Below are 20,962 nucleotides of genomic sequence, written 5' to 3' on the forward strand. Positions count from 1 at the left end.
TATAATTTAAGCTTTGCGTTTTTATGTTTTTCTTTGTTGCTAAAACCTTCTCTTCTTCTCTCTTTGTAAACTTTTGATTACCAAAAAACAAAAAGTTAATAACTAACATGATTTTGTTAAAAAAGTATCAACTGAATAAAAAAATATCTATTATATTCGTAAAATCGTATTTAAAATTTTTATTTACTAACAAAAACACGGAGCGTTTTTATGGGTAAAACTTCTACTAAAGGTATTTGGAAAGTAATTTCTGCCTCTTCTATGGGAACTATGATTGAATGGTACGATTTCTATATTTTTGGAAGTTTGGCCGTGGTAATTTCAACTAAATTTTTTCCCAGTGACAATCCTACAGCAGCATTTTTATCTACTTTGGCCACTTTTGCAGCCGGTTTTGTTGTAAGGCCTTTTGGCGCTTTGTTCTTCGGAAGACTTGGAGATATTATTGGCCGAAAATATACTTTTATGGCCACTCTGTTATTAATGGGCGGCTCTACCTTTTTAATAGGATGCATTCCGAGTTACGAAACCATTGGATTTCTTGCTCCTTTATTAGTTTTAATTTTACGTTTGCTGCAAGGTTTAGCACTTGGAGGAGAATACGGCGGCGCAGCTACTTATGTCGCTGAGCATGCTCCTGTTGGCCAAAAAGGATATTGGACGTCATGGATTCAAACTACTGCAACTGTTGGTTTATTTATTTCTTTGATGGTTATTCTGGCTACTAAAAGTGTTCTTTCTAGTGAATCTTTTGATTCCTGGGGATGGCGTGTCCCTTTTTGGGTTTCTATTGTTATGGTTGGTATTTCATACTTGATTAGAAAAAACATGGACGAATCGCCTGTTTTTGCAAAAGCCAAAAAAGAAGGAACAACAAGTACAAACCCGTTAAAGGAAAGTTTTGGAAACCGATATAATCTAAAATTTGTTTTGCTGGCTTTATTTGGTGCTACGATGGGACAAGGTGTTGTTTGGTATACAGGGCAATTCTACGCCATGAGCTTTATGAAAACGGTTATGAATATTGATTCTTCGCAGGTTGACAGTTTACTTGGAATTGCGCTTTTGTTAGGAACTCCATTTTTTATTGTTTTTGGATGGCTGAGCGATAAAGTCGGAAGAAAATACATTATGATGCTTGGAATGCTGCTTGCTATTTTATTCTACAGACCTATATATAAGATGATGTACAACACGACCGATGTTAATTACAAAACCGAAATTGTAGATGCAACAACACAAAGCGTTGAAAAATTAAAGAATAATGACATAATTACCTCAATTTCAAAAACCTATACCGACGGAACTACGTATGTAGAAAAGAAGACAGATTTTGCTAATAAGAAGAAATCTCAAAGTAGTGTTATTATAAATATCAATTCTGGCGACGAATGGACACTTATTTTTTTAGTTTTCATTCAGGTACTATTTGTTACAATGGTTTATGGGCCAATTGCAGCATTTTTAGTGGAGATGTTTCCAACTAAAATAAGATATACTTCGATGTCACTTCCTTATCATGTAGGAAATGGAATTTTTGGAGGTTTGCTGCCAGCAATTTCAACTTATTTTGTAACACATGCAAAAGCAGCCGGAAAAAGTGATTTTTATCTTGACGGACTTTGGTATCCTATTATAATTGCTTCAATCTGTTTTGTGATTGGAATGGTATACGTAGATAATAAAAACAAAATTAATCATCTTTAAAATTTAAAAACATGAACAAAATCAAACAAGCTCTAGGCGTTTTATGGGTTATTTTAGCAATTGCAGCCACTTACTTTTGTGTTTTTGAATTTGGATTGCCTAAATTATTATCAGATCAGCAAGATGATTTAGTGTTTGGTATTATTATTCTTTTTATTCTTACGCCTCTAATTGTTTTGGGATTAGGAACTTTTGGCTATTTTGCCGTAATTGGAGAGTATAACAACAAAAAGAAATAAACAAAAACAATAAACAACTAAACCGAAAAGGGCTGTCTATTTTTCAATAGAACAGCCCTTTTTCATTACTAACCAAACCAAATTTTAATGTTCGAGAAATATTTTCACATTTATTTTTTGATAAATTTCATTACCTGAGTTTTATTGTTTTCATCAGAAGCTTTTACGATATACAAACCAGTTTGTAATTCACTTACGCCAAATTGAAAATCAGTATTTCCGTTAGAATTAAAGCTTTTTACCAATTGCCCTGAAATTGAATAAACCTGAACTTTTGTAAAAGCATTATTTAAAGTAAAATAATTTGAAACCGGATTTGGGTACAAACTCACTGAACTTCCTTTTTCAAAATCATCGATAGCAAGATTTGCCGTTTTGTTACCATAAATTCTATATTCTCCAGCTGGTAAATTTATTGCTGCATTTACATCAGTAACATTTATTGTTGTGTTGTCCATTAAATTGTACCAAGTTCCTGTGTATGGAAAACCAGTTGCTACATTTTGTGCCGAAGTATCAAAATTGGCTAAAATTACAACGTCTTTTAACTGAGTTGAAGACAAACTCGCATTTGTAATTTTTATATTTACTGTCAATGAGTTTGCATTTGTCATTGTTGCAGTTCCCAAAAATACCGGCTCTACAGTTTTAAGTGTAATCATTTTTGCCCAATCGTTGTAGATTTTATTTCTATTTGAATCTCCTAACCAATTGTTAACCCATTGCGGCTGTGGTTTTGTATCTAATTTACAATCTCCAGAAATTGTTGCAGAAGCATCATTTACCGTTCCGTCGTTACAAGTATAAATAGATTTTTCCCAACCTAATTCGCCAAAATGCCAAATCATTTTTGGCCCCGGAACCAGTAAAGAAACGGCTCCAATTGCAGACATTCTTGACAAAGCTGTGTTTAATGTTTTTACATTATATGCTCCGTTTGAAGCTCCGTATTGAATATTTTTATACATCAATCTTTCTTCATCATGACTTTCTGCATAACCCATTAAACGATTTGCTGTAAAACCACGATTTGAACTCAACATTCTTGAAATGTTACTGCTTGAAGCATATCCCATTGACAATTGATTGTATTGGTCTGTCATTTTTCCCCACATCATGATACCTTTGCTTGGTGTTTCGGCAATCCTGTAATTTGCCCATTGTTGTTCTTCAGTATCAGTTCCTAAATGCTCGAAAATTGTATAATGAGTTGGATCTAAACTCCAGGAATAATCCGCATATTTCTTTAAAATATCAACTCTGTCTTGCTGATATCCATTTGTACAAGATTCATCAGATGCAGTACAAGCCTGTGTAAATCCTTTGGTTAAATCCCAACGGAAACCATCAATTTTATACTCCTGAATCCATTGCTTAATTACTCTTTCTACATAGTATTGTGTTTTTAGAGATTGATGATTAAAATCTTCTCCAACACTATAAGTATGTTTTGCAACGGTATTAAAATAAGGATTTTCGGCCGTTGGAGATCCAAAACCATCTCCATCAGGATCGTTCATCCACATTCTAACCATTGGATTTCTTCCAAAAGCGTGATTTAACGCAACATCAAGAATAACCGCAATTCCGTTTTGGTGAAAAACATCGATTAATTCTTTTAACTTGTCTGACGACCCATAAAACTTATCCAAAGCCATATGAAACGAAGTATTGTAGCCCCAGCTTTCATTGCCTTCAAATTCCATTACTGGCATTAATTCGATCGCATTTATTTTAAGATTTTTAAAATAATCGATCTTATCTATCAAACTTTGATAGTTACGAGCAGCGTCAAAATCGCGAACTAAAACTTCGTAAACTACCAGTTTTTCTTTTGCTGGTTTTACAAAGTTTGTTACCTGCCAATTATAAGGAGTTTGTCCGGTTTTTAAAACTGTAACTTCAAATTGTTGTCCTGCAGGATACGCAGGAATATTTGGATAAGAAGCCGCAGGAATTCCAGAATCATCATAAGGAGATAAAACCAAAGTCGAATATGGATCGGCAGTTTTTACCAATGAAGGAGAATTAGCAAGAGGAGTTGTATCTACAACCCAATATTGATAGGTATTGTTTACACCAGAAACCAAGCCTGTTATTTCTAACCAAAACTTACCAGATGTCGGATCTTTTTTCATGGCATACGCCGAAGTTGGCTGCCAGTTATTGAAGCTTCCCGCAACGTAAACGAAGTCTTTTAAAGGTGCATCTAAAACCAAAGTTGCTTTTGTAGCATCTGCTGAATTGTAATTAATTCCATCAACCAAACCTGTTGGCATAGCTTCTGATACTGTATTCGGGTTTACTACAACTGAGAATTTTTTTGAAATCGTCGTTGCTCCCTGAACTGCAATTAATTCATAACTCTGATTGCTAGTTACACCAGAAGCTGTAAAAGAATAGCTTGATGTACTTGAATTTGTATTAATAACAACTCCATTTGCTTTTAAAGAATAACTTGCGGCTCCGTTTGTATTTGTTGCCGTAATATTAAAGTTAGATCCTGATGAAATAATTGTTGCGCTATTTTCAACAGGAGAAGTTAATGTTACCTGAAAAGATCCTACTTCAACTAAAATATCCTGAGATTTTTTATCGCCAGTTCCGTTTTTAGCTTTAATTAAAAATCCAATTCTTCCAATTCCTGTTGTATTGTAATAAGTTGTTGGAACAATTGTTTTTGTATAAGTATCTGTAGCAGAATTATAGGTAAACTTGCTCGCTTCTGTTGAGTTTTCCCAAGAACCATTATCAGGAGTACCTTTTTGTGTTGTGTCATTAGTGTCAAAAGCCCACGCCCACATATAAAGAGAATGATCTGTAACTCCCCATGTAGCTTCATTAATACTGCTTCCATTAATTGTAATAGTTATAGAAGTAGTCTCTTCAAAAGATCCAGGGCTAACAGAATAAGTAACCGTTTGCTGCTGTGCAAATGAAAACACAGACAACAAAAGGAAAAATAAGAGTAAAGTTTTTTTCATAATAATTCGGTTAGTTAATTATTAAAAAAGGGCTATCTTAAGATAGCCCCTCTTCTGATTATCGAAATACTAGTTTTTCGTAATAGTATAAGTTTTAGCTGTAAAGTCGATAACGATTGTATAGTTTCCTGCTGTTGGAATCGGAATGTTAGCACCTCCAGCATCTAAAGTTAAATCATTACCATCATCTCCATAATTAGTTGTCCATGAATCATCTAATCTAAATTTAATTTCACCCGCTACTAATGGCCCAACATAAGAGTATTTTTTAGTAGTCAAATCATAATCTAAATTAGTATCTGCATCCCAACCTCCAGGAGTTGCAGAACCAATAATACCCCAATTTGGCCAAGCTGGGTAAGGCGTTACATTGATAGTATAAGAATTTGAAACCTGGCTTAAAGAAGTTCCAGATCCTACAGATGATTTAATACGTACATCAATACTAGAAGCTACAAAAGGAGCAAAACCAGCATTTAAACAAGCTGAATTTAAATCTGCAACTGTAAAAGTTTTGAATTTATCAGTTGTTGTTGCAACTACTACAGGATTGGCAAAACTAGTTCCTGCCTTTGCCATTTCTATACTATAATTTACAATAGTCTGCGTTCCGTTATATTGTGCATAATCCCAAACAAAAGTTGTTGCTTCATTTGAAGCATTAGTATTTTGAAGTACAATACTAAAATCAGACTTTGGAGTTAATAAAACTGGGGCCGTTGCTGGTTCGATTACTGGTCTGTCTTCTACATCGTCAGCATTACATGATACCGCTAGTACACCAACGAATGCGATTAAAATTTTATATATATTTTTCATTTTTATTATTTTTATAAGGTTAGTTAGTATCCTGGATTTTGTTTTAGAGTTGGGTTAGCCTGAATTGTTTTTGTTGGGATTGGCATCAAATCTTTGTAAGAATCAGTAGCCGATCCTCCTTGAGTACCGCCTTTCCATTGCCAGATTTTAGATCCTCCAGTAAATTTTCCAAAACGAATCAAATCTGTTCTTCTGTGGCATTCCCAAAACAATTCTCTTCCTCTTTCATTTAGAATAAAATCAAGTGTCAAATCTGAAGCTGTGATGGTTGTCGCTCCTGCTCTAGTTCTAATTTGGTTAATATACCCTACTGAAGCTGGGATGTTTCCGGCTGCCGCTCCTCTAACTGTAGCTTCAGCATACATTAAATATACATCAGATAATCTGTACATAGGAAAATCTGTGTCAGGAATATCATTTCTTTGAGCTGCAGTTCCATCAGAGTTTACGTTAGTGTATTTAGTAGATGCATAACCATCTGTAAAAATGTCAACTCTTGCAATATCTAAATTTTGACCATTTGTGTAAAAAGTACCTCTTTTATCTCCTGTTGCTGTAACATCTGGGAAAAGAGCCACAAACTCTTTACGTACTCTAATTCCTGCCCAGCCACCATTCATTCCCTGAGCAGAAGCATCCATACTTCCACCAATAGAAGCGTGAAGAATAAAACTCATTCCTCCTCCAGTAGCTCTAATAGCATTTCCATCACTTACAACTGGAAAAATAAATTCATTTTGAGCACCATTTCTATTATTATCTGCAGAAAATAAATTTTTATATGGAATATTAGCAAAAGTATATCCAGAATTATCAATGATATCTTTACATACAGTTGCTGCTTCATTATTTCTATCAGTTCCTGTGTATACTTTTGAGTTTAAGTAAATTTGTGCTAATAAAAATTTAGCCGCTGTTTTATCTACTCTTCCATATTCATTTGTTTTAGAAGCTGCCAGACTACTATCTAAATCTTTTAATTCTGATTCTATAAAAGCAAAAACTTCAGCTCTTGATCTTTGTTCCGGATAAAAGAATCCAACTGGGTCATTTTCAGTAGTAATTGGCACATTTCCGAACAAATCCATCAAATTATAGTATGAAAAAGCTCTTAAAAAACGAGCCTCAGCTCTGAAAGTAGCTATTTGAGCTTTTAAATTAGCATCAACACCTCTTGCAGTTAACTTCTCATCTGTAGTTTGTCTTAAAAACTCATTTGCAACACTGATTTCATAAAATGCTCTTGAAAATGTTCCATACAAAAATTCATTATTTGGTGACCATCCTTGAGTATTTAATGAGGGTAAATTTCCATCAGCCCATGCAATAATCGCTTCATCAGTTGGGAATTCCTGAGTTACAAAAAGCAAACGCAAATAACTGCTAAAATCTCCTCCAATACCTGAAATATCTGCAGAACCATCTCCATCATTTCCTCCTACATACAATCCTGCATATAATTTTGCTAATACTTGTTTATATGATGCCGGATCTTTGTAAAAAGTCTCAGAAAGAAATTCATCATCGTCTTTTGGCGTCACGTTTAAATCGTCAGTACACGAAGTAAGCGTCATATTTAATCCTAAAACAAATAGGAAGAAATAAGATATATATTTAAATGATATTTTCATTTTGTTTATTTTTTAAATTTTATCTATCAGTTACTTTTAAAAATTAGCATTTACACCAAATATAAAAGTTCGAGCTCGTGGATAAACATTATTGTCGATTCCGTTAAATTTCTCCGGATCTAGACCATCATATTTTGTTAGTACAAAAACATTTTGTACTCCAGCTGTAAATCTTAAAGAAGCAGCTTTTAATAAAGTTTTGTCAAAAGTATATCCAAGGGTAACATTATCTAATTTTATAAAAGAAGCATCTTTTACAAAATAGTTTGATAAATAATTGTTGTTAGTTACAAATCCTGTATTGTTATAATCAGAACTAATGTTTCCTAAGTCTGTTTGTCTTCTCAATCCAGCTAATAAATATCCTTTGTCTGAACTTACGTTATCATAGATATAATTTCCTAAACTTGCTCTCCAGTTCATTGCAAAATCAAATTTTTTGTAATTCAACGTAGAGAATAATCCAAAAGTATAATCTGGTGCTGGTTTATGAAATTTGTAACGATCTCCATCATCAATTTTTCCATCTCCATTTCTATCAGCATAAGCTCCTTCAATAGGTTTTTTGTTTGCATCATATAATTGCTCATAAACAAAGAATGAATTAGGAGCATATCCTACTGAATTAATTAAAATTTTATTACCAGAACCTCCAGCAATATTATCTCCTACAATATATCCCGTAAAACCTGGTACCGTAGTTCCTAAGTTAGATATTTCCTGGTGAATATAAGTTGTATTAAAAGCAACATTCCAAGTCAGGTTGTCATTTTTAACAATATCTGATTGAATACTAAATTCAACTCCTTTTGTTTCAAGACTACCAATATTACTAAATCCTTGGTTTCTTAAATTTGCTCCATCAGGAACCAAAACATCCGCTAATAAATCGCTTGATTTTTTATCAAAATAGTTTACTGTACCTGTTATTCTATCATTAAAAAAACCGAAATCAAGACCTACGTTGGTTTCTGCTAATTCTTCCCACTTGATATTTTTATTATATCCTTCTGGTCTAGCAGTTGCATAGACTGTGTTTCCAAAAATATATTGAGAATTGATAGTTCCTAAAGTTACTCTTGGTAAAAAGTCATATGCAGAAGAAATGTCTTGTTGTCCAGTAGTACCGTATCCTACTCTTAATTTTAAGCTAGAAAGAGTTGAATTACCTTTTAAGAATTCTTCCTGAGCAATATTCCATGCAAAAGCTGCTCCTCCAAAATTACCCCATCTGTTATCTTCAGAAAAACGAGAAGTTCCATCTCGTCTATAATTTAAAGTCAATAAATAACGGCTATCATAGTTTAAAGTTAAACGTCCAAAGTATGATTGTAAGTTAACATCTGCATCTGTAATAACATCTTCTTTTGGATTTGGCTGTCTAACTTCTCCAGACTCATACTTTTCCTTTTGAAACAACTGATAGTTATAACCTGCTGTAGCATCAATCTTAAATTTCCCTAAATCTTTAGTATAATTAAAGTAAGTATTTAAGTTTTTGTTTTGAAGATCATCTGTGTATGAATTGTAGTTTCCTAAATTCACCCAGTTTCCAGAGTTAAAAGCATTTGGTTGGTATCCTAAAATACTTTGTGTACTTTGCTCATTATAACCGTTGCTATTAAATTTATCAATACCAGCTTCAGCAATAATTCTTAAATCTTCGAAGAAATGAAATTTATAATCTAATCTAATGTTACCCCACTTTCTTGTAGAAGTAGCTCTTTTATCTTCTTGATTCAATCTTGCTACAGGGTTTCTTGCCGGCAATAATGGTACATTTCCATTCGCTTCCAACCATTCAAAATATCCTCCATAACGAGAACCAGATTGATAAACAGGTTGTGTAGGATCAAAAGCAAGTGCGCTTCCAATTACAGCTCCCTCATCCTGAAATTGATTTTTTGCGAATGCTAAATTCCCACTAATATCAATTTTTAAGTGATTGTCAAACAAAACTGGGTTTAACGATATCGATGTCGTTGTTCTTTCAAAAGAAGTATTCCTTAAGATTCCAGGATTATCAACATTTCCAACAGATAATCTAACCGGTAATTTATCAAATAAAGCCCCGCTTACAGAAATATTATTATTTGTTGTTAGTGCTGTATGAAAGATTTCATCTTGCCAATCTGTATTTGCTGTTCCTAATATTGCTTTTTGTTGTGCAGTACCATTTGCATTTACGACAGCACGAAATTGATCTGCATTTAAAACATCTACTTTATTGGCAACTGTATTGATACCAACTTGTGAGCTAAAATTAACTTTCACTCCACCTTTTGCTCCTTTTTTAGTAGTAATTACAATCACTCCATTTGCAGCTCTTGATCCATAAATTGCAGCTGCAGATGCATCTTTAAGAACTGTAAAAGACTCAATATCATTAGGATCGATCGTTGATAAAATACTTGTAGCCCCACTTGGCACGGCATTGCTTAAAGGTAAACCATCCAAAATGATTAAAGGATCATTAGAAGCACTTAAAGAAGATCCTCCACGAATTCTAATATCAGCTTTTGCTCCAGGAGCCCCTCCACCAACTACGTTTACACCAGAGATACGACCGCTGATTAAACTTTCAGGAGTTACGTTGATACCTTTATTAAATTCTTTAGCAGAAATTTGAGATACAGATCCTGTTGCGTCTTTTTTCTTAACAGTTCCGTAACCTACCTGAACAACAACTTCCTTAAGCTGGTTAGTATCTTCTTCTAAAGAAACGTTTAGAGTTTTTTGTCCAGTGTACTCAATCGTTTGCGTTTTGTAACCAATAAAAGAAACTACAATTTTGTTTCCGCTTTTAACATTTGACAGCTGATAATTTCCATCAAATCCCGTAGATGCACCATTTGGAGCTCCTTGTACATTTACATTTACTCCCGGTATTGGCTGACCTGTTGCTTTATCTACAACAGTCCCGCTTAGCGTGTTTTGAGCTAACACAGTAAACGGCAACAATAGGAATAAAAATAACAACTTTTTGTAAATTGTTTTCATACTTTTTGTTTAAATTAGTTTGAGTTTGTGATTGTTAGTTAAGTTTTTAATTTTACTTCGAATTTCAAAATTATGAATTTATTAACATGCTCGACCAGACACAATTTTTATTGCTTTACGAAAACGTGGTAGTGTTGAAAACTTTCTATATTTTGTAATCTTTTAGCGTTAAAATTGTCAATTATAAAAATTTCAGATACCTTTATTATTAATTAGATTTTTTTCAATCCTCGCCATGAAACGCAAAATAACCTTAAAACAGATTGCAAAGGAACTTGACGTATCTATTTCAACTGTCTCAAAATCATTAAGAAACAGCCTTGAAATTGGAGAAGAAACACGTTTAAAAGTTCAGGCTTTTGCAAAGTTTTACAACTATAAACCCAACAACATTGCCCTTAGTTTAAAAAACCGAAAAACCAAAAGTATCGGCATTATCATTCCGGAAATTGTACATTATTTTTTCTCTACTGTAATCAACGGAATTGAGCAGGTTGCCAACGAACATGGCTATAGCGTAGTGATCTGTTTATCTGATGATTCCTTTGATAAAGAAGTCCTAAATATGGAAATGTTAGCCAACGGAAGCATCGATGGTTTTATCATGTCTCTCTCCAAAGAAACTCAGTTTAAAGGCGATTTTCACCACATTACGGAAGTTATTAATCAGGGAATGCCCGTTGTTATGTTTGATCGTGTTACCAATGATATATTATGTGATAAAGTTATTATTGATGATAAAGCTGCTGCCTATGAAGCTGTTCAGAGTTTAATTGACAGCGGACGAAAAAAAATCGCCCTCGTAACAACTGTCGATTATGTAAGTGTTGGTAAACTAAGAACCGATGGTTATGAAAAAGCACTTTTAGATAACGGAATTCCGTTCAACGAAGATTTAATAATAAAAATTGAAGACGTAGATACCTGCGAAATTACGATAAGTCAGCTTTTGCATGATCGAGCTTTCGATGCTGTTTTTGCTGTAAATGAGCTTTTTGCAGTAACAATTATCAAAACGGCATCAAAAATGGGATTAAAAGTTCCTGAAGATTTAGCCGTAATTGCTTTTACAGACGGAATTATCTCAAAATACTCCACACCAAGCATTACAACAGTAAGTCAGAGTGGTGAAAAAATGGGAAATAAAGCGGCTAAAATGCTTATTGAAAGACTTGAAGCCGAACACGATGATGACGAAGAAGAAAATGAAAACTACACAACAGAAGTCATCGAAACTCATCTTATAAAAAGAGAATCCACTGACTAAAATTCTTAAAATCAACACCTTCTAAAGCCATAAAAAACATTTATGGCTTTTTTATTAGCATAAATAAAAAAATAATTAATACTTTTACGCCCGTCAAGGCTTTTAGTTTTACTTCGAAAAGAACAAAGTTTTGATAAGCAAAGCGCTTATCGTATAATTTTCAAATTACGATAATGGAAAAGCGTAAATTAAGTTTCTGGGAAATCTGGAATATGAGTTTCGGTTTCTTAGGAATACAATTTGGTTTTGCACTGCAAAACGCAAATACCTCTAGAATTTTTGAAACCCTTGGTGCAGAAATTGACAAAATTCCAATTTTATGGATTGCAGCGCCTGTTTCAGGTTTAATAATTCAACCCGTTATTGGTTATTTTAGTGACAGAACCTGGACTCGTTTAGGAAGACGACGCCCGTATTTTTTAATTGGAGCGATTTTGTCTTCAATTGCATTATTTATTATGCCCAACTCTCCTACTTTATGGATTGCAGCCGGAACATTGTGGATAATGGATGCGTCAATAAATGTTTCTATGGAACCGTTTCGAGCTTTTGTTGGTGATAATTTACCAGACGAACAGCGTGCATTAGGTTTTGTTATGCAGAGTTTCTTCATTGGTACAGGTGCTGTTGTAGGTTCTGTTTTGCCATATCTCTTTACAAATGTTTTCGATGTTAGTAATGTTGCTCCAAAAGGAATTATTCCCGATGCAGTAAAATGGTCTTTTTATATTGGCGGAATTGTTTTCCTGCTTTCTGTTTTATGGACCGTTTTTAAAACTACAGAATATACTCCCGAAGAACTTCATGCATTTGAAGCCAACAGCAAAAAAGATTTAGAACAAAATTCTCCAAATTCTGAAACAGAAACAGGTGTTACTACCAAAAAACAATTGACTTTAGGGATTGTATTTGCAGCAATTGGCGGATTAATTTCTTTTTTAATTTTCGAAAATAACCTTGCAAAAGAACTTTATATTCTATTTGTAGGATTGATTTTCATGGGTGTTTTATTTATGATCGCTTCGCAGCTGAGAAATAAAAAAGTTCAAAATGGTTTTACTATAATTATGACCGATTTGCTGAACATGCCCAAAACAATGCAAAAATTAGCCTGGGTTCAGTTTTTCTCTTGGTTTGCGCTTTTCTCAATGTGGATTTATACAACACAAGCCGTTACACAGCACATTTTTGGTACAACAGATACCACTTCAAAAGTATATAATGATGCTGCCGACTGGGTTTCAGTATTATTTACAGTTTATAACGGAATTGCAGCTGCAGTTGCTTTTTTACTACCAATTATTGCAAAAAAAGTAGGCGTTAGAGCAACACACTTACTTGCATTATGTGCCGGAGGTGTTGGTTTAATTTCAATTTATTTTATTGGTGATAAACAAATGCTGATTCTTCCAATGTTAGGAGTTGGTATCGCTTGGGCAAGTATTTTATCTATGCCGTATGCTATGCTTTCTGGTGCTTTGCCAGCTGCAAAAATGGGCTATTATATGGGAGTTTTCAACTTTTTCGTAGTAATACCACAGATCGTAGCCGCTACAATATTAGGATTTGTAATTAAACAATTCTGTAATAATGAACCTATTTACGCTTTAATCATTGGGGGTGTGTCGATGATATTTGCAGGATTACTAACACTTAGAGTAAATAGCAGAACTAAAATTGAAATTCATGAATAATAAAAAAGCATTCATATTTGACCTTGACGGAGTAATCGTCGATACCGCTAAATACCACTTTTTGGCTTGGCAAAAAATCGCCAAATCATTAAATATAAATTTTACACATGAAGACAACGAACTTTTAAAAGGCGTTAGTCGCGTTCGTTCTCTGGATATTATACTTGGATTAGGAAATGTTGAGGCTTCACAAGAAGACAAAGACAAATGGTTAATTCAAAAAAATGAAGATTACCTATCTTATTTAGTTGACATGGATGAAAGTGAGGTTCTTCCTGGGGTTTTAAAAGTCCTAAAACTATTAAAAGATAAAAAACAAGGAATTGCATTAGGCTCAGCCAGTAAAAATGCAAGACCAATTTTAGAAAAAACAGGCGTTCTGTCTTACTTCGATGTTATTGTTGACGGAAATGATGTCAGTAATGCAAAACCAGACCCTGAAGTATTCTTAAAAGCGGCTCAATTATTAAATATTGATCCAAAAAATTCAATCGTATTTGAAGATTCTGTTGCCGGAATTCAGGCAGCAAATATTGCAGAAATGGTAAGTGTGGGAATTGGTGAGGAAACAATTTTACATGAAGCTGATTACATTTTTAAAGATTTCACTTTTATAGATGAAGACTTTATCGAATCATTAATCAAAAAATAAAATCAATCAATCATAATCAATCAACCACCAAGAACACAAAAGCAATATTGCATTTAGGTTCTTAAAACTTAAACAAATGAATCAAGATTATATTAAACCAGACAATTGGTCTATCATTGAAGAAGGATTTGATGCCGAAAGAGTCAAATCGTCTGAAAGTCTTTTTAGTATCGGTAACGGTGCTATGGGACAACGCGCCAATTTTGAAGAAACATATTCAGCAGAAACTTTTCAGGGAAGTTACATTGCTGGAATTTATTATCCGGACAAAACAAAAGTGGGCTGGTGGAAAAACGGTTATCCGAAATATTTTGCCAAAGTACTTAACGCTCCAAACTGGATTGGAATTGACATTGAAATCAACGAAGAAAATCTGGATCTAAATACGTGTACCGAAGTTAGAAACTTTCGTAGAGAATTGAATATGAAAGAAGGTTGGTACAACCGTTCTTTTGAAGCGGTTCTAAAAAACGGAACTGAAATCGCTGTAAACGTTCGTCGTTTTCTTTCGTTAGATTTGGACGAAGCCGGAATCATTAAATACGATATTACGCCTTTAAACAAAGATGCAAAAATCGTTTACAAACCTTACGTTGATGCTGGTGTAACCAATGAAGATGCTAACTGGGAAGAAAAATTCTGGGAACCGCTTGAAGTTAAAAAAGGTACAAACGAAGCTTTTGTAACCGCTCAAACTTTCAAAACGCATTTTAAAGTTACGACTTTCATGCACAATACGATTTTGGCAAACGGAGAAAATATCAATGTTTCACCATCAACAATCGATTCAACTATAGATAAAGTTCAATACACTTACGGAACTATTATTGCAAAAGGACAAACCTCATCAATTCAAAAAATTGGAGGTTATACTGTTTCTTTAAACCACGAAAATACTTTGGCTGGAGCCGAAAAAGTAATTAGATCTGCTGTAAATTTAGGATATGATGCTTTGCTTCAAAGCCAAATTGACGCCTGGGCAAAAATCTGGGAAATGTCAGATATTACAATTGAAGGCGATGTAAAAGCACAACAAGGAATTCGTTTCAACATTTTCCAATTAAATCAAACCTATTCTGGAAAAGATTCTCGTTTAAACATTGGGCCAAAAGGTTTCACCGGAGAAAAATACGGCGGATCAACTTATTGGGACACTGAGGCTTATTGCATTCCATTTTACATGGCAACGAAAGATCAGCAGGTGGCGAGAAACTTGTTGACATATCGTTACAATCAATTAGACAAAGCGATTGAAAATGCTAAAGACAATTTAGGTTTCAAAAACGGTGCTGCTTTGTATCCGATGGTGACCATGAATGGTGAAGAATGCCACAACGAATGGGAAATCACACACGAAGAAATTCATAGAAACGGAGCGATTGCTTTTGCGATTTATAACTATAACCGTTATACGGGAGATTACTCTTATATTCCCGAAAAAGGTTTAGAGGTTTTAATCGGAATTGCGCGTTTCTGGCATCAAAGAGCTTCTTTTTCAAAAGATAAAAATCAGTATGTAATTCTTGGAGTTACAGGGCCAAACGAATACGAAAACAACATCAACAATAATTTCTACACTAATTATATTGCAAAATGGTGTATTGATTTTGCCGCAGATCAAATCAATAAAGTGGCGTTGGAATATCCGGCAGATCACAAACGTGTTTTAGAAAAAGTAAGCCTTTCGGCGAATGAAATTCAGGAATGGAAAAAAGTTGCCGATAATATGTATTTCCCAGTTTCTGAGGAACTTGGGATTTATTTACAACAAGATGGTTTCTTAGATAAAGAATTAGTTCCTGTAAAAGATTTAGATAAATCACAGCGTCCAATCAACCAAAAATGGTCTTGGGATCGCGTGTTGCGTTCGCCATACATTAAACAAGCCGACGTATTACAAGGTTTTTATTTCTTCGAAGATCATTTTTCAAAAGAAGAATTGAAACGCAATTTCGAGTTTTACGAATCGTTTACAGTTCACGAAAGTTCGCTTTCGCCTTGCGTTCACTCGATTCAAGCTGCTGCCTTAGATAAAATGGACATGGCATATACCTTTTACTTAAGAACTTCTCGTTTGGATTTAGACGATTATAATAAAGAAGTTGAAGAAGGTTGTCATATCACGTCAATGGCGGGCACTTGGATGAGTATTGTAGAAGGTTTTGGAGGAATGCGTGTTAAAAATGATCAGCTTCATTTTTCACCAAAAATTCCGAAAGAATGGAAAGGTTATACATTCAAAATCAATTTCAGAAATCAAATTTTGAAAGTATCTGTAAATCATGACGAAACAACTTTTACTGTAGATGGTGACCAAGATTTAACAATTATCGTTAACGGAAATCCTGTAATTGCAAGTAAATTTGTACAAATAAATTAAATTACAATAAACTCGGGGCTAATTAATAAAAAAAACATAAACACATAGAAACATAGATTTAGAGTGCTCAAAAAGGCGTTTCACTTATTTAAAATAAACATAGTTAGCTATGTGAAAGAAACAAGTTTCTCTTTATCTTCTTTTTTATAAATAAAATCTATGTTTCTATGTGTTAAAAAATAATTACGCCCATCAATACATTACTACAAACTAAAAATCTAAAAAACATGAAAAACTTATTTTTCGCAAGTTTAATTTTGTTTGCGTTCAGCACCGTTGCAAAAGCGCAGCAATTAAAATCACCCGAAGGAAAGTTCGTAATGGAATTTTCTCTTCAAAACGATGGAACTCCAACTTACAATTTAAAATACAAAAACAAAGAAGTTGTAAAAACCAGTAAATTAGGTCTTGAACTTAAAGATGATAAAAAATCTTTATTGAACGACTTTACGGTTGTTGACACTAAAACTTCAACTTTTGACGAAACTTGGAAACCAGTTTGGGGAGAAGTAGATCACATTAGAAATCATTATAATGAATTGGCAGTTACTTTAAACCAAAAAAGTACCGACAGACAAATCGTAATCCGTTTCCGTTTATTCGACGACGGTTTAGGTTTTAGATATGAATTCCCAGCACAAAAGAATCTTACTTATTTCGTAATTAAAGAAGAAAGATCTCAATTTGCCATGACTGGAGATCATACAGCTTTCTGGATTCCTGGAGATTATGATACTCAGGAATACGATTATACAAAATCAAAATTATCTGAAATTAGAGGTTTATCTCAAAAAGCATATACAGCAAACGTTTCTCAAAAATCTTTTTCACCAACAGGAGTTCAGACTTCCTTGATGTTAAAAACAGCTGACGGAATCTACATCAACTTGCACGAAGCGGCTTTGATTGATTATTCTTGTATGCACTTGAATTTAGATGATAAAAATTTAGTTTTCGAATCTTGGTTAACTCCAGATGCAAAAGGAGACAAAGGTCATATGCAGGCGCCAAATCACTCTCCTTGGAGAACGATTATGGTAAGCGATGATGCTAGAGAAATCCTAGCTTCAAAAATGACGTATAACTTAAACGATCCATCAAAAATTGACGATACTTCTTGGATTAAACCAGTAAAATATGTTGGTGTTTGGTGGGAAATGATTACAGGAAAAAGCTCTTGGTCATATACTAACGATTTCCCAACAGTTCAATTGGGAGTTTCTGACTTTTCAAAAGCAAAACCAAACGGAACTCACGGAGCAAACAATGCTAACGTAAAAAAATACATTGATTTTGCTGCTGCAAATGGTTTCGATGCTGTTTTGGTTGAAGGATGGAACGAAGGCTGGGAAGACTGGTTTGGCCACTCAAAAGATTATGTTTTTGATTTCTTGACGCCTTACCCGGATTTTGATGTAAAAGGGCTGCACGAATATGCAAAATCTAAAGGTGTAAAAATCATCATGCACCACGAAACTTCTGGTTCTGTTCGCAACTACGAGCGTCACATGGATGCAGCTTACAAATTCATGAAAGACAACGGATACGATGCTGTAAAAAGCGGTTACGTAGGTGATATTTTGCCAAGAGGCGAAAATCATTACAGCCAATGGATTGTAAACCACTATCAATACGCTATCGAAAAAGCAGCTGATTACAAAATTATGGTGAACGCTCACGAAGCGGTTCGTCCAACAGGAATCGCAAGAACATACCCGAACTTAATTGGAAACGAAGCGGCAAGAGGAACTGAATACCAAGCTTTTGGAGGTTCTAAACCAAATCACGTAACGGTTTTACCATTTACACGTTTAATCGGTGGCCCAATGGATTACACCCCGGGAATTTTCGAAATGGATATCAGCAAAATGAATCCTGATAACAAATCGCATGTAAACAGTACAATTGCAAACCAATTGGCATTATACGTTACAATGTACAGTCCGTTACAAATGGCTGCAGATACTCCGGAGAATTATAACCGTTTTCCAGATGCGTTTCAATTTATCAAAGATGTGGCTGTTGACTGGTCAGAAAGTAAATATATCGAGGCTGAACCTGGAGATTTTATCACAGTTGCCCGTAAAGCAAAAGGTACAAATAACTGGTTCATCGGAAATGTAAACGGAGAAACACCACGTACATCAAACATCGATTTCAGTTTCCTTGAAAAAGGTAAAAAATACACAGCAACAATTTATGCTGATGCAAAAGATGCACATTACAAAACAAATCCGCAAGCTTACACCATCAAGAAAATTGCTGTAACAAGCAAATCAAAATTATCGCAGCTTTCTGCTCCAGGCGGAGGATATGCAATAAGCGTTATTGAAACCAAATAACACCCTAAAAAGACAAGTAATCGTCCCCAGGATTGCTTGTCTTTTTTTTAATCAACATCTTTTTGTCACATCGAGCGGAGTCGAGATGCCGCAAAGGTTCTCGACTCCACTCGAACTGACAATGAAGAATAATTTCTTATTACTATGAAAAACCAAAAAACATCATTTATCTATAAATTAGCCTTAATAATTTTATTATTTTCCGCTTCCGCGAAAGCGCAAATCCAAAAAACAGAACCGCCATTTTGGTATGCAGGAATGAAAAATTCAGAACTGCAGATTATGTTCTACGGAAAAAACATTTCACAATACGAAGCTTCAGTTTCAAACAATGTTGTGATTAAAAATGTAGAAAAAACAGAAAATCCTAACTACCTTTTCGTAACAATCGATACAAAAGACGTAAAAGCTTCTGAATTAGTTTTCTCTTTCAAAAACAAAAATAAAGTGGCTTTTACTCAGAAATATGCTCTTAAAGAAAGAAGAGCCAATTCTGCCGAAAGAAAAAGTTACGATGCATCGGATTTGATTTACTTAATCATGCCGGATCGTTTTGCTAACGGAAATCCTAAAAACGACAGCGACCCCGTTTTAACTGAAAAAGTAAACCGTGCAGAACCAGGCGGACGTCACGGCGGTGATATCGAAGGAATCATCAAAAATCTAGATTATATTTCGTCTCTTGGTGCAACGACAATTTGGAGTACGCCTTTATGCGAAGACAACGACAAACAGCATTCGTATCATACGTACGGACAATCTGATGTTTACAAAATCGATCCTCGTTACGGAACAAATGACGATTACGCTCGTCTTTCTGCAGAAATGCACAAAAAAAACATGAAACTGGTTATGGATTATGTTACCAATCATTGGGGAATTACGCATTGGATGGTGAAAGATTTGCCAACAAAATCATGGCTTAATCAATTTGAAAACTACACACAAACGCACCACAGACGTGAAGTAATAACCGATATTCATGCTTCAAAAATTGATCAGGAAGTTTGTATTGATGGATGGTTCGTTCCTTCAATGCCGGATTTAAATCTTAGAAATCCGTTAGTAGCAAAATACTTAACGCAAAACGCTATTTGGTGGATTGAGTTTGCAAATCTTGATGGATTCCGAGTAGACACTTATAATTACTCTGATAAAACTGCGATGGCAAATTGGGCAAAAGCAATTACAGATGAATATCCAAACTTTAATATTGTGGGTGAAATCTGGATGCACAATCAGGCGAATTTAGCTTTTTGGCAGAAAGACAGTAAAATTGGTGCAATTGAAAACTACAATTCGAACCTTCCAAGTGTAATGGATTTTACACTTCAAAGTCAGATTACTTCTGCTTTCAGTGAAGATGAGCCAAACTGGGACAGCGGATTGATTAAATTCTACAACAATTTTGCAATGGATTTTCTATATCCAAACACGAATAACATTTTGGTCTTCGCCGAAAATCACGATACAGATCGTATGAACGAAAAGTTCAAATATGATTTACCAAAATATAAACTGGCCATGACTTTATTGGCAACTGTTCGTGGAATTCCGCAGATTTATTACGGTTCAGAAATCGGAATGGGCGGTGATAAAGGTAAAGGCGGAGATGCCGATATTCGTCAGGATTTCCCAGGCGGATGGGCTGGAGATAAAAACAACGCTTTTACAAAAGAAGGAAGAACTGCTCAACAAGCAGCTTTCTTTGATTTCTCTTCAAAATTATTCAACTGGAGAAAAACAAACGAAGCGGTTCATTTCGGAAAAATGACACATTATATTCCGGAGAATAATACATATGTATATTTCAGATACACAGATGCTAAAACCGTTATGATAGTTTTCAATAACAATGCAAAAGAGCAAGTTGTAAAAACAAATCGTTTCAAAGAAAACATCAAAAACTTTAAAACAGGTAAAGATGTTATCACAGGTAAAACATTTGATTTAGCTACTGAAATCACATTAGAACCAAAATCGGCCTTGGTTTTAGAATTGGAATAATATCAAACACAAAGTTTTTCCGCCACGAATTCACGAATTATTTTTTGACAATCTTTAAGAATAAAATCCGTGAATTCGTGGCTATTTTTTAGCACAAAGTATTTCACGAATTATTTTTGACAATCTTTGAGAATAAAATCCGTGAATTCGTGGCTATTTTTTAGCACAAAGTATTTCACGAATTATTTTTTTAACAATCTTTAAGAATAAAATTCGTGAATTCGTGGCTATTTTTTTTCA

At 34.3% G+C, this 20,962-nt stretch carries 12 protein-coding genes; 8 read left to right on the plus strand and 4 right to left on the minus strand.

Annotation, left to right across the window (positions count from 1 at the left end):
- Positions 1-210 precede the first annotated feature (210 nt).
- The gene (locus BUC29_RS02565; RefSeq protein ID WP_073413057.1) at positions 211-1,707 is read left to right on the plus strand and encodes an MFS transporter; all 1,497 of its coding nucleotides are present in this window, start codon (positions 211-213) and stop codon (positions 1,705-1,707) included.
- Positions 1,708-1,718: 11 nt separating this feature from the next.
- Positions 1,719-1,946 (plus strand): DUF6814 family protein, encoded by a 228-nt coding sequence (locus tag BUC29_RS02570; protein WP_073413059.1) that lies wholly within the window; start codon positions 1,719-1,721, stop codon positions 1,944-1,946.
- Between the two features lie 110 nt (positions 1,947-2,056).
- Here BUC29_RS02570 and BUC29_RS02575 read toward each other — a convergent pair whose 3' ends face one another.
- From BUC29_RS02575 to BUC29_RS02590, 4 genes are all read right to left on the minus strand, one after another.
- Complete coding sequence (locus tag BUC29_RS02575) at positions 2,057-4,930, minus strand: alpha-amylase family glycosyl hydrolase (RefSeq protein ID WP_073413061.1); 2,874 nt, start codon at positions 4,928-4,930, stop codon at positions 2,057-2,059.
- Between the two features lie 69 nt (positions 4,931-4,999).
- Positions 5,000-5,749, minus strand: coding sequence for a SusE domain-containing protein (locus BUC29_RS02580; protein WP_073413063.1), 750 nt, complete (start codon positions 5,747-5,749; stop codon positions 5,000-5,002).
- 23 nt (positions 5,750-5,772) lie between these two features.
- Entirely contained in the window at positions 5,773-7,380 is a 1,608-nt protein-coding gene (locus tag BUC29_RS02585) for a RagB/SusD family nutrient uptake outer membrane protein (protein WP_073413065.1), read from the minus strand.
- Positions 7,381-7,416: 36 nt separating this feature from the next.
- Entirely contained in the window at positions 7,417-10,380 is a 2,964-nt protein-coding gene (locus BUC29_RS02590) for a SusC/RagA family TonB-linked outer membrane protein (RefSeq protein ID WP_073413067.1), read from the minus strand.
- Between the two features lie 235 nt (positions 10,381-10,615).
- Between BUC29_RS02590 and BUC29_RS02595 the strand changes: the two genes are divergently transcribed.
- From BUC29_RS02595 to BUC29_RS02620, 6 genes are all read left to right on the plus strand, one after another.
- The gene (locus BUC29_RS02595; protein ID WP_073413069.1) at positions 10,616-11,647 is read left to right on the plus strand and encodes a LacI family DNA-binding transcriptional regulator; all 1,032 of its coding nucleotides are present in this window, start codon (positions 10,616-10,618) and stop codon (positions 11,645-11,647) included.
- A 173-nt stretch (positions 11,648-11,820) separates the two neighbouring features.
- Entirely contained in the window at positions 11,821-13,341 is a 1,521-nt protein-coding gene (locus tag BUC29_RS02600; RefSeq protein ID WP_073413071.1) for an MFS transporter, read from the plus strand.
- A complete protein-coding gene (gene pgmB, locus BUC29_RS02605; RefSeq protein WP_073413073.1) occupies positions 13,334-13,993 on the plus strand; it encodes a beta-phosphoglucomutase in 660 nt (219 codons plus the stop codon). Before BUC29_RS02600 ends, pgmB begins: the two co-directional genes overlap by 8 nt.
- A gap of 76 nt (positions 13,994-14,069) precedes the next feature.
- Positions 14,070-16,373: a glycoside hydrolase family 65 protein gene (locus BUC29_RS02610; protein WP_073413075.1), complete on the plus strand. Its 2,304-nt coding sequence runs from the start codon at positions 14,070-14,072 to the stop codon at positions 16,371-16,373.
- Positions 16,374-16,600: 227 nt separating this feature from the next.
- Positions 16,601-18,715, plus strand: coding sequence for a glycoside hydrolase family 97 protein (locus BUC29_RS02615; protein ID WP_073413077.1), 2,115 nt, complete (start codon positions 16,601-16,603; stop codon positions 18,713-18,715).
- Positions 18,716-18,859: 144 nt separating this feature from the next.
- On the plus strand, positions 18,860-20,722 hold the full coding sequence (locus BUC29_RS02620; RefSeq protein ID WP_073413079.1) for a glycoside hydrolase family 13 protein: 1,863 nt from the start codon (positions 18,860-18,862) through the stop codon (positions 20,720-20,722).
- Positions 20,723-20,962: the final 240 nt, after the last annotated feature.

This window comes from Flavobacterium defluvii (assembly GCF_900129555.1).
Classification (GTDB): Bacteria; Bacteroidota; Bacteroidia; order Flavobacteriales; family Flavobacteriaceae; genus Flavobacterium; species Flavobacterium defluvii.